The sequence below is a fragment of the Pseudomonas sp. VS40 genome (genome assembly GCF_018587885.1).
Lineage (GTDB): Bacteria > Pseudomonadota > Gammaproteobacteria > Pseudomonadales > Pseudomonadaceae > Aquipseudomonas > Aquipseudomonas pergaminensis.
Genome location: NZ_JAGYWD010000003.1, coordinates 117443 through 129157 on the forward strand (window position 1 = coordinate 117443; position 11715 = coordinate 129157).

Genomic DNA, 11715 nt, shown 5'->3' on the forward strand with positions numbered 1-11715 from the left:
AGCATGGTTACAGGCGCATCGGCATGACAACATAAGCCGAGTCGTCGTTGTCGGATTCCTGTACCAGGGCGCTGCTGTTGGAGTCCGATAGAATCAGGCGAACCTGTTCGGTGGTCATCACACCCAGCACGTCCAGCAGGTAGCTCACGTTGAAGCCGATCTCCAGCGAACCGCCGTTGTAATCGACGCCCACTTCTTCTTCCGCTTCTTCCTGCTCCGGGTTGTTCGCCTGGATCTTCAACTGACCGTTGGCCAGTTGCAGACGGATACCGCGGTACTTTTCGTTGGACAGAATCGCGGTACGGCTAAACGCTTCGCGCAGTGCCTGACGATCACCGAGAACCAGCTTGTCGCCACCTTTAGGCAGCACGCGCTCGTAATCCGGGAATTTGCCGTCCACCAACTTGGAAGTGAAGGTGAACTCACCGGTGGTGGCGCGAATATGGTGCTGACCCAACACGATGCTGACATTGCCTTCCGGCTCGGTGAGCAGGCGCGCCAGCTCAAGGATACCCTTGCGTGGCACGATCACCTGGTGACGGTCCGGCTGGCCGATATCGGCGCGCATCGAACACATGGCCAGACGGTGACCGTCCGTAGCCACGGCGCGGATGATGCCTTCCGATACTTCCAACAGCATACCGTTGAGGTAGTAACGCACGTCCTGCTGGGCCATGGCGAAGCTGGTGCGCTCGATCAAGCGACGCAGCTTGCTCTGCTCCAGGCTGCAGGTCAGCGAGCCCGGGCCTTCTTCAACGGTCGGGAAATCATTCGCCGGCAACGTGGACAGGGTGAAACGGCTGCGGCCGGCCTTGACGACCAATTTCGCTTCATCAACCTTGATGTCGATCAGCGCGTCGTTCGGCAGGCTTTTGCAGATATCCATCAGCTTGCGCGCCGGTACGGTGATCTCGCCCGGCTCGGCAGGCTCTTCCAACTGCACACGACCGACCAGCTCGACTTCCAGGTCAGTACCGGTCAAGGACAATTGCTGGCCTTCGACTACCAGCAATACGTTGGAGAGCACCGGCAAGGTCTGTCGGCGCTCGACGACGCCTGCGACCAGTTGCAGGGGTTTCAACAGGGCTTCGCGTTGAATGGTGAAATGCATGGTCTAGTCCCTTGCCTTAATAAGCTGCGCTGGTGTCATCAAGTTGTCAGTGTACGCAGCAGGTTCTTGTAGTCCTCGCGAATATCCGCGTCGGATTCCTTAAGTTCGTTGATCTTGCGGCACGCGTGCAAGACCGTGGTGTGGTCGCGTCCGCCAAACACATCACCGATTTCCGGCAGGCTGTGGTTGGTCAACTCCTTGGAGAGGGCCATGGCCACCTGACGAGGACGTGCCACCGAGCGCGAGCGGCGCTTGGACAGCAGGTCGGAAATCTTGATCTTGTAGTACTCGGCCACGGTGCGCTGGATGTTATCCACACTCACCAGTTTGTCCTGCAGTGCCAGCAAGTCTTTGAGGGATTCGCGGATCAGCTCGATGGTGATGTCGCGGCCCATGAAGTGCGAATGCGCAATGACCCGCTTGAGTGCGCCTTCCAGCTCACGCACGTTGGAGCGGATACGCTGGGCGATGAAGAACGCTGCATCGTGCGGCAAATCGACTTTGGCCTGGTCGGCCTTTTTCATCAGGATCGCGACCCGGGTTTCCAGCTCCGGCGGCTCTACCGCAACGGTCAGGCCCCAGCCGAAGCGCGATTTAAGGCGTTCTTCCAGACCTTCGATTTCTTTCGGGTAACGGTCGCTGGTCAAGATGACCTGCTGGCCACCTTCGAGCAGGGCGTTGAAGGTGTGGAAAAACTCTTCCTGGGAACGCTCTTTGCGGGCAAAGAATTGAATGTCATCGATCAGCAACGCATCAACCGAGCGGTAGAACCGCTTGAACTCGTTGATCGCGTTGAGCTGCAGGGCCTTGACCATGTCAGCCACGAAGCGCTCCGAGTGCAGGTACACAACCTTGGCATTCGGGTTCTTCTTTAATAGGTGGTTACCCACAGCGTGCATCAAGTGGGTCTTACCCAAGCCAACGCCGCCATATAGGAAGAGCGGGTTGTAACCATGCTTGGGGTTATCGGCTACCTGCCAAGCGGCTGCACGAGCCAGTTGGTTGGATTTACCTTCAACGAAGTTCTCGAAGGTGAACGTACGGTTCAGGTAGCTGGTGTGCTTGAGCGCGCCTTCGACCTGCACGGTGCGCTGTTCGGCGCGGACCGGGGCCTGCTGGGAACTGGCGCCTGCCATTGGGTCGAAGCTGTCGCGGGACGGCTCTTCATTTATAGGCGCGTTTTTCTGCGACGCGGATTTCGAAGCCGTCTGGGCCACCGGTGCTGGCGAATTATTAACAGGCGCTGCTGCCTGTGCCTGCGAGGCACTAGCCGCCAATGGCGCGTTTGGCGCAGCGCGAGGCGCGGAGCTGCGTTTGCTGCCTATTAACAAGGAGAGCACGGGCGCGAGTCCGTTGCCATGTTCGTCGAGCAATTCGAGAACGCGGCTCAGGTACTTCTCGTTGACCCAGTCGAGAACAAAACGATTGGGCGCGTAGACACGCAACTCGTCGCCTTCGGCTTCGACCTGTAGCGGACGGATCCAGGTGTTGAATTGCTGGGCAGGCAGCTCATCGCGCAAAAGCTCCACGCACTGCTGCCAAAGTTCCACTGACACGGATATCCCCTAAGTTGAAAGCCGGTGAGGCAAAAACAGCCGCCATTGTAGCGGCGAGCCGTCCACTTATCCACATGTAGCTTGATCACAGGCCGGCCAAAATCAACGTCTTAACAGTAATAAAGGCGACCAATGGTCTGTGCATAAGCTCTGTGGATAAGCCTACCTAAGGTCGTTGTACAAGTGGGGTCGAAAGTCTGTGGGTAACTGGCCTGTGGATAACAACCCATTCCACACACAGCTTATCCGACAGCGCAGCACAGGCAGAGCACCGTTTCTCCCCCGTGTTGTCATTCTCTGTACATCAGGTGGAATATGGCCTCAAGGCAGTTATCCACAGATGAAGGCCTGCCTAGCTTTTATAAGCTTTACAGAAAAGCTTTAAATAACTTCCTTCTTTATTTTTATATTTATCCAATGACCGGTGAAAGCCTGGCGGGCAGAAATGACCGGATGGCCTGTGGAGATCTAATTAAAGGAAAAGCTGGTTGGAAATTGACCTAGAGGCTTGCTTTCACTAGAATCGCCGGTCTCTTAAAACGGGGGCCATTCCGGCCCGTTGTGGACGAACCAGGTAACAACGCCATGAAACGTACTTTCCAACCAAGCACCATCAAACGCGCCCGCACCCACGGTTTCCGTGCTCGCATGGCTACCAAGAACGGCCGTGCTGTCCTGTCGCGTCGTCGCGCCAAAGGTCGTGCGCGTCTGGCAGTTTGATAATCCGGTACTGGTGGTGAGTCAGGACTTCAGTCGGGAAAAGCGTCTGCTAACCCCCCGGCATTTCAAGGCAGTCTTTGACTCCCCCACCGGCAAGGTTCCGGGGAAAAATCTCCTGCTCCTTGCGCGTAACAACGATCTTGATCACCCCCGACTCGGGCTGGTGATCGGCAAGAAGAGCGTAAAGCTCTCCGTTGAGCGCAATCGCCTCAAGCGTCTGATGCGCGAATCGTTTCGCCTCCACCAGGACACTCTGGTTGGTTGGGATATTGTTATCGTCGCGCGCAAAGGCTTGGGGGACGTAGAAAACCCCGAATTGATTCAGCATTTCGGCAAGCTCTGGAAACGTTTGGCGCGTACCAACAAGCCAGCACCAGCAGTCAGCACCGAAACTGTAGGGGTAGACAGTCTTGATGCGTAAACTGGCCCTCGTTCCGATCCAGTTTTATCGCTATGCCATTAGTCCTCTGATGGCCAACCACTGTCGTTTCTACCCCAGTTGTTCCTGCTACGCGTTAGAGGCCATAGAAAACCATGGTCTTCTGCGCGGTGGCTGGCTGACCTTTCGTCGTTTAGGTCGCTGTCATCCGTGGAATCCCGGTGGTTATGACCCGGTTCCACCTATCCCTACCTCCCGTTCTTCTTCGATGGCCGAGTAATCATGGATATTAAACGCACGATCCTGATCGTCGCCCTGGCAATCGTGTCCTACGTCATGGTTCTTAAGTGGAACCAGGACTACGGCCAGGCTGCCCTGCCGACTCAGAATGTTGCTACCAACCAGGCTGCGCCGGCTATTCCGGACACCCCGCTGGGTAACAATGCGTCCGCGAGTGCCGATGTTCCCAGCGCGAATGGCGAGACAAGCGCCCCTTTAGAAACGCCAGTGGTCACCAATAAAGACCTCATCCACGTAAAAACGGATGTGCTCGACCTGGCTATCGACCCACAAGGTGGTGATATCGCGCAGTTGAAACTGCCGCTGTATCCACGTCGCCAAGACCATCCGGATGTTCCGTTCCAACTGTTCGATAACGGCGGTGAACGTACTTATCTGGCGCAAAGCGGCCTGACCGGCACCAATGGTCCGGATGCACGTGCTACCGGTCGTCCGGTTTATTCGACCGAACAAAAGACTTATCAACTGGCTGATGGCCAGAACCAGTTGAACGTCGACCTGAAATTCAGCCTCGACGGCGTCAATTACATCAAGCGCTTCAGCTTCACCCGTGGTCTGTACGACTTGAAGGTCACTTACCTGATCGACAACGAAAGCGACAAACCATGGAGCGGCAACCTGTTTGCCCAGCTCAAGCGTGACGCCAGTTCCGATCCTTCTTCCAGCACTGCCACCGGCACCGCGACTTACCTGGGCGCTGCCCTGTGGACAAGTAACGAGCCGTACAAAAAAGTGTCGATGAAAGACATCGACAAGGGCTCGCTGAAAGAGACCGTCCAAGGTGGTTGGGTAGCCTGGCTGCAGCACTACTTCGTGACCGCCTGGATCCCGAACAAGGGTGATGCAAACCTGGTTCAAACCCGCAAGGACAGCCAAGGCAACTACATCATTGGCTTTACGGGCCCGGCGTTGACCGTCGCACCCGGTGCCAAGGCTGAAACCAGCGCTACTCTGTACGCCGGCCCGAAAAGCCAGGCTGTGCTGAAAGAGTTGTCCCCAGGTCTGGAACTGACTGTGGATTACGGCTTCCTGTGGTTCATCGCCCAGCCGATTTTCTGGTTGCTGCAACATATCCACAGCATTGTGGGTAACTGGGGCTTCTCGATCATCTTCCTGACCATGCTGATCAAGGGGATCTTCTTCCCACTGTCGGCAGCCAGCTACAAGTCGATGGCGCGCATGCGTGCCGTAGCACCGAAACTGGCGGCGCTGAAAGAACAACATGGCGATGATCGGCAGAAAATGTCGCAGGCCATGATGGAGCTGTACAAGAAAGAGAAGATCAACCCGCTGGGTGGATGCTTGCCGATTCTTGTGCAAATGCCGGTGTTCCTGTCGCTGTACTGGGTTCTCCTGGAAAGCGTGGAAATGCGCCAGGCACCGTTCATGCTGTGGATAACTGACCTGTCGATCAAAGACCCGTTCTTTATCCTGCCGATCATCATGGGCGCGACCATGTTTATCCAGCAGCGCTTGAACCCGACTCCGCCGGATCCGATGCAGGCCAAGGTAATGAAAATGATGCCAATCATCTTCACCTTCTTCTTCCTGTGGTTCCCTGCTGGTCTGGTGCTGTACTGGGTGGTCAACAACGTGTTGTCGATCTCTCAACAGTGGTACATCACACGTAAAATCGAAGCGGCTACCGCAAAAGCCGCGGCGTAATTTACTCTGTGGATAACCACTCAAGACGCCCCCTAGTGGGGCGTTTTGCTTTCCGTCACTTTAGTTCTGGAACCTGCTGATGAGCGCTCCTCGTGAAACCATCGCTGCTGTCGCTACCGCTCAGGGTCGCGGCGGTGTCGGTATCGTTAGAATTTCCGGGCCGCTCGCAAGCGTTGCAGCCAAGGCTATCAGCGGTCGCGAGTTGAAGCCGCGGTATGCCCATTACGGCCCGTTCCTGGATGCAGACGAAACGGTGCTGGACGAAGGCTTGGTCCTTTATTTCCCTGGGCCCAATTCCTTTACCGGGGAAGATGTCCTGGAATTGCAGGGCCACGGCGGCCCGGTTGTGCTGGATATGTTGCTGCAGCGTTGCCTGCAACTGGGCTGCCGCTTGGCCAGGCCTGGCGAGTTCAGCGAACGCGCCTTTCTCAACGACAAGCTCGACCTGGCCCAGGCTGAGGCCATTGCTGATTTGATCGAAGCCAGTTCTGCACAGGCTGCACGCAACGCACTGCGCTCGCTGCAGGGCGCGTTCTCGCTGCGTGTGCATAACCTGACCGAACAACTGATCAGCCTACGCATATACGTCGAGGCCGCGATTGATTTTCCCGAGGAAGAAATCGATTTCCTCGCCGATGGCCATGTCTTGGCGATGCTCGATAAAGTCCGTGACGAGTTATCCACAGTGTTGCGTGAAGCCGGGCAAGGTGCGCTGCTGCGTGACGGCATGACAGTGGTGATTGCTGGACGGCCCAATGCAGGCAAATCCAGTCTGTTGAATGCGCTGGCGGGCCGTGAGGCTGCCATCGTTACAGAGATCGCCGGCACCACCCGGGATATCCTGCGCGAACATATCCACATCGACGGCATGCCACTGCACGTGGTCGACACCGCCGGTTTGCGCGACACCGATGACCAGGTGGAAAAGATCGGCGTGGAACGCGCGCTCAAGGCCATCGGCGAAGCGGATCGAGTTCTGCTGGTAGTGGATGCGACGGCGCCCGAGGCTGTGGATCCTTTCGCATTATGGCCGGAGTTCCTTGAGCAACGGCCGGACCCGGCCAAGGTCACCTTGATTCGCAACAAAGCCGACCTGACGGGTGAAGCCATTGCGATGGAAACCAGCGCGGATGGCCACGTCACGATTAGCCTGAGCGCCAAGTCGGCGGGTGAAGGCCTGGAACTGCTGCGCGAGCACCTCAAGGCCTGTATGGGCTACGAGCAGACCTCGGAAAGCAGCTTCAGTGCGCGCCGTAGGCACCTGGAGGCGTTGGGCCACGCGAGCGCAGCGTTGGAGCACGGCCGGGCACAGCTGACCTTAGCGGGGGCAGGGGAGCTGCTGGCGGAGGATCTGCGTCAGGCGCAGCAGCTGTTGGGAGAGATCACCGGTGCATTCAGCTCCGATGATTTGTTAGGCCGGATCTTTTCCAGCTTCTGCATCGGCAAATAAAAAAGTTATCCACACGCCCTGCAGGCATTGGCTTGGCAGCGATAGCGGCCTGAAGAACACCACATTCTTCAGGCCCTCACCCATCACCAGTTGTACGAAACCGTCCCAAGCAGCGTGCGGCTGTCCCCCCAATAGCAGCGGCCCGCGTCGTTGCAACCAGATACATATTCCTTGTCGAACAGGTTCTTGGCGTTCACATCCACAGACCAATGTTTATCGATTTGATAGCCAACGGCTGCATCCACCAAGGTTACGCTGCCTGCATCCAACTTCCCGTAGAGCGTTGGCGCGGTGTAGGAAAAGGTGCTGTCGAAATAACGCACACCGCCGCCCAGGGACAAACCTTTGAGTTGGCCATCAAGGAAGCGGTACTTGCCCCATACCGAAGCCTGGTTGCGTGGAACCCCCGTCATCTGGTGCCCTTCGACCAGCGATGTAGCCGAATCCTTGGTAATCCGAGCGTCAGTGTAGGTGTAAGCGGCCGTCACATTCAGGTTGGGGGTGATGTTGCTGTTCACCTCGACTTCCGCACCTTTGGCCCGGCTTTCGCCCACCTGGCGATAACTGTTGGTGGTGGCGTCGAGGTAAGTGTCGTCTTCCTTGCGCAGGTCATACACCGACAGGGTCATCGCCGTATCCCAGCCGATCGGCTCGTACTTCACACCCACTTCGTACTGACTGCTGGTAATCGGCTTCAGCGGTGACCCGGCATTGGAGATCTGCTGCACCGGCACAAATGCGGTGGAGTAGCTGACGTACGGCGTCAGGCCGTTGTCGAACTGGTACATCACCCCGCCTTGGTAGGTGAACTTGCGGTCTTCCGAGCCGGTGTTACTGGCCTTGTTGACCTTGTCGCGGAAATCGCTGTCGACCCAATCCTGACGGCCACCCAGCAGGAACAGCCAGTGGTCGTACTTGCTCTGGATCTGTGCATAAACGCCCTTCATCTGCTGCTCGAGCAAGGTGTTTTGCACTGCCACCGGCGTAAGCGGATCACGCAGATACACGGGGTTATACACATTGATGGTGCCGGCGAAACCGGCGTCCCAATCCTGATTGAACGAAGTGCGGTCATAGCTGGCACCCAACAGCACCGTGTTTTCCAGGCCGCCTACCTGGAATTTGCCTTCCAACTGGTTATCCAGGGAATACACCATCGACTTGTTGTAGCGGTCATAGGCGGTCATGTTCAGTTGCGTACCAAACCCGCGGTTATTCAGCGCGCTGGGCCAAGTTTCATGGCGGTTGATGCGCGACTGCATATACCGCGAGTTCTGGCGGAACTGCCAATCGTCGTTGAAGCTGTGGCTGAATTCGTAACCGGTGCTCCAGGCTTCGCGTTCAAATGTGTTCCAGTCCGGGTCGCCGAGCATGGTGTGCTTGGATAGCTTGCCATTGGGATTTGTCAGCAAGGTGCCGGCAGCCGGTAGGCCAAGTTCGAGATTGGTGTGGTCCTTTTGATAATTAGCCAACAGGGTAAGGGTGTTGTAGTCGTCGAAATTCAGGGTCAGTGATGGCGCGATGTACAGGCGATCATCTGGCACATGGTCGGTCTGCGTGTCGGATTTGCGACCGAGCATCACAACCCGGCCAAGAATATTGCCGCTGTCATTGAGCGGCCCCGAGATATCCACACCCAGCTGACGCCGATTATTGGAGCCATACCCCAGCTGGACTTCACCTTGCGGCGTGGCTGTCGGGTGCTTGCTCACCAGGTTCACCAAACCGCCAGGTGCGTTTTCGCCGTAGAGCAGGGAAGAGGGGCCACGGAAGATTTCGACGCGCTCCAGGCCATACGGCTCACTGGTGGTGTCATACCGATTGCCTTGTACACGTAGGCCATCTCGCAGCAAACCGTAGCCATAATCGGTGGCATTGAAACCACGAATGAAGAACAGGTCACCCGCCAGACCGTCGCCGGCAGCAAAGGGTGGCGCAAAGATACCTGGCACGTAGCCCAACACTTCCGTCAGGGTCTGTGACTTCTGGTCCTTGATGCGCTGACCGGTGACTACGGATACCGAACGCGGTGTTTCTGACAGAGGCGTACTGGTCTTGGTACCGACGCGGCTGTTTTGTGCCTTGTAGCCCACATCCCCGGCGATCTCCTGGTTAAAACCGTCTTGTTGATAAGTGCTGACGGTGGTGGGCGCAAGCGTGAGTTGCCCAGCAGGAACGGCCTGCAGGACATAGCTGCCGGGCGCCTGGGCTACCGCTTGTAACCCCGAGTTCTGCAGCAACAGCGCAAAGCCTTGCTCTACCGAATACTCGCCTTCAAGCCCGGTCGAGTTCAAACGCGCGGTTTGCTGGGGCGAAAAAGATAGAATCACATTCGCCCGAGCGGCAAATTGGCTCAACGCATTGTCCAGGGGCCCCGCCGCAATAGCGTAGTGCTGCACCGCGCTGGCGGCCAGGACATCGGTGGATAATAAAATACCGCCGGTGGCTGCCGTGCCGAGTAGCAGGCTGCACGTCATACCGTGGTAGGAAAGTCGCTGGCGGAGCTTGGAAGGGAGGCGCATAAGTGGATAAGCCCTGAAGGTGGCGTCGTGATTACCTGTAGGGCCGTGTCAGGTCTGAAAAAGATAACCCTTGTGCGGATATTTTTTGCAATCAACCGATTCGTTTCACTGAAACCCAATAGCGGGTGAAGTACTTCACCTGGATTGGCAGGGTTGCCTGCAGATTGGCCAGTACCGCATCGGTGGAATCCAGGCGGAAGGTCCCGGAGACACGCAGGCGTGCCGACGCCAAGTCGCATTGCAGGACGCCCGGGCGGTAGCGGGCGAGGTCTTCGATCACATCCCCGAGGCGAGCGTCCAATACGATCAACTGACCATCGACCCACGCCGCTTGTGAGCCGCGGTACGCGTGGTTAAGCCCCACGTGTTGGCGATCGAAGTCAGCGCTTTCACCGGCACTGAGTAGCCGCGCGTGATTGGGTTGGTCACCAGGCGCTACGCTCACCCGATCCTCGAGGACGCCGACACGTGTGGAGTCTGGCAACTGGCGCACGGTGAAGGTGGTGCCCAGGGCTTGGATTCGGCCTTGGCGGGTCTCGACATAAAATGGCGTCTGGCCACCCCGCTTGCCGGTGTGGATAAGTACTTCACCTTCACGCAGGCGAATCAAACGCTGGCGCCCATCGAATACCACATCAATTGCCGTACGGGTGTTCAGATCAATCCGCGTACCGTCAGCCAGCTCGATACGCCGGCGCTCTCCCACGGACGTCCGGTAGTCGGCCCATACATTGGCCAGGGGCGTGTGTTGCTGGACATTCCAGCCGAGATACCCGGTACCGCCGAGCACCAGCATCCACTTCAACACCTGGCGTCGTTGCTGGCCGGTCGACAAGGCGCGGCGGGTGAAATCCTGGGGCAGGGCGCCGAGACTGCGCTGCAACTGCTCCATCTGGTTCCACGCGGCCTGATGGGACGGATCGCCGTTTAGCCATTGTTGCCAGGCTTGGCGCTCGGCGGCGGTAGGGGTTTGGGATTGAAACTGCACATACCAACTGGCAGCGGCCTCAAAGGTTTTGCGATCAGGCGCCGCCATTACAAGCTGGCCATGATCAATGCGCATTCGGTCAATGCACGGATCATGTGTTTCTTTACCGTGGTCAGTGAAACCTGAAGCTGATCGGCAATCTGTTGATAAGTCAGGCCCTCGATCTGCGACAGCATAAATATCCGCCGTGCTCGCTCGCCGAGTGCCGACAAGGCTTTATCCACAGCCACCAACGTTTCGATGATGATGGCTTTGTCTTCTTCGCTGATGGCTATGGCTTCAGGCCGTTCGGCCAAGGTTTGCTTATAGGCCTGTTCGATGGCATGTCGACGGTAACGATCAATCACCAAGCCCCTGGCAATGGTCGCCAAATAGTCTCGCGGTTCAACGATCTGCCCCGCATGCCGCCCGCCCAGGATGCGCACGAACGTGTCGTGCGCCACATCGGCCGCATCGCAGGCGTTATGCAACTTCCCTTTGAGCCACCCGTGCAGCCAGGAATGGTGCTGCTCATAGATGTTCTGGACCGCAGCCGTGTGTGAAGAAGGGGACATAGGGCATGACAAGGTAGGTTAATGATAATCGCTATTATTAACTGCCCTGTCGTTTTCTCACAATAGATCTCTTTTTTGCTGGGCTCATCACCGAGTGGAGGTTTCTGTTGGCGTTGTCGTGGACCGAATACAGACAGCATCACCGATTTCTGTGGATTAAGCCCTGTGAATAACCGCCCCTGTGCCCAGTTGATAACAGGGCCTGAAACCTGAGCAAAAACCCCTCTGTGGATAACCATACGTTTAATCCACAGGCTTAAAGCACTTATCCAAGGGCCTCGTTGGTACATGACCACAGACTTTTGAATCGCTGTACATACCGTAGATAAAGGCCTGCGTAGATCTATCCACAGAAATAGGGTTCAGTAGAAATAAACATAAAAACAAAGATTTAATAAATTTCTCTCTTTTAATTTCTATTGTCTGTGATTCATCCACAGCTGGTTAAATTTTGTGCAAAGGGTTCTTTA

General features: G+C 56.8%; 10 protein-coding genes. 5 read left to right on the forward strand and 5 right to left on the reverse strand.

Annotation, left to right across the window (positions count from 1 at the left end; translation table 11 throughout):
• Positions 1-7 precede the first annotated feature (7 nt).
• Together dnaN and dnaA are read right to left on the reverse strand one after the other, a co-directional pair.
• A complete protein-coding gene (gene dnaN / locus KHP07_RS09700; protein ID WP_010207719.1) occupies positions 8-1111 on the reverse strand; it encodes a DNA polymerase III subunit beta in 1104 nt (367 codons plus the stop codon).
• A gap of 38 nt (positions 1112-1149) precedes the next feature.
• Positions 1150-2667, reverse strand: coding sequence for a chromosomal replication initiator protein DnaA (dnaA, locus tag KHP07_RS09705; protein WP_078046196.1), 1518 nt, complete (start codon positions 2665-2667; stop codon positions 1150-1152).
• A 585-nt stretch (positions 2668-3252) separates the two neighbouring features.
• On the opposite strand from dnaA, the gene rpmH reads away from it, so the two are divergent.
• From rpmH to mnmE, 5 genes are all read left to right on the forward strand, one after another.
• On the forward strand, positions 3253-3387 hold the full coding sequence (gene rpmH, locus KHP07_RS09710) for a 50S ribosomal protein L34 (RefSeq protein ID WP_003213577.1): 135 nt from the start codon (positions 3253-3255) through the stop codon (positions 3385-3387).
• A 16-nt stretch (positions 3388-3403) separates the two neighbouring features.
• Complete coding sequence (gene rnpA / locus KHP07_RS09715) at positions 3404-3808, forward strand: ribonuclease P protein component (protein ID WP_010565857.1); 405 nt, start codon at positions 3404-3406, stop codon at positions 3806-3808.
• Positions 3801-4046 (forward strand): membrane protein insertion efficiency factor YidD, encoded by a 246-nt coding sequence (gene yidD, locus KHP07_RS09720; RefSeq protein ID WP_003213574.1) that lies wholly within the window; start codon positions 3801-3803, stop codon positions 4044-4046. The genes rnpA and yidD overlap by 8 nt, the downstream gene beginning before the upstream one ends.
• A 2-nt stretch (positions 4047-4048) precedes the next feature.
• Positions 4049-5731, forward strand: a complete 1683-nt coding sequence (gene yidC / locus KHP07_RS09725; RefSeq protein WP_078050839.1) for a membrane protein insertase YidC — start codon at positions 4049-4051, stop codon at positions 5729-5731.
• A gap of 79 nt (positions 5732-5810) precedes the next feature.
• Positions 5811-7181 carry a tRNA uridine-5-carboxymethylaminomethyl(34) synthesis GTPase MnmE gene (gene mnmE, locus KHP07_RS09730; RefSeq protein WP_214497119.1) on the forward strand — a complete coding sequence of 457 codons (1371 nt, stop codon included), beginning with the start codon at positions 5811-5813 and terminating at the stop codon, positions 7179-7181.
• 83 nt (positions 7182-7264) lie between these two features.
• Here the strand turns inward: mnmE and KHP07_RS09735 are convergent, their stop codons facing one another.
• The 3 genes from KHP07_RS09735 to KHP07_RS09745 form a co-directional block, all read right to left on the reverse strand.
• Positions 7265-9703 carry a TonB-dependent siderophore receptor gene (locus KHP07_RS09735; protein WP_214497121.1) on the reverse strand — a complete coding sequence of 813 codons (2439 nt, stop codon included), beginning with the start codon at positions 9701-9703 and terminating at the stop codon, positions 7265-7267.
• 91 nt (positions 9704-9794) lie between these two features.
• The gene (locus KHP07_RS09740; protein WP_099493281.1) at positions 9795-10739 is read right to left on the reverse strand and encodes a FecR domain-containing protein; all 945 of its coding nucleotides are present in this window, start codon (positions 10737-10739) and stop codon (positions 9795-9797) included.
• Complete coding sequence (locus tag KHP07_RS09745) at positions 10739-11245, reverse strand: sigma-70 family RNA polymerase sigma factor (protein ID WP_078050835.1); 507 nt, start codon at positions 11243-11245, stop codon at positions 10739-10741. The genes KHP07_RS09740 and KHP07_RS09745 overlap by 1 nt, the downstream gene beginning before the upstream one ends.
• Positions 11246-11715 lie beyond the last annotated feature (470 nt).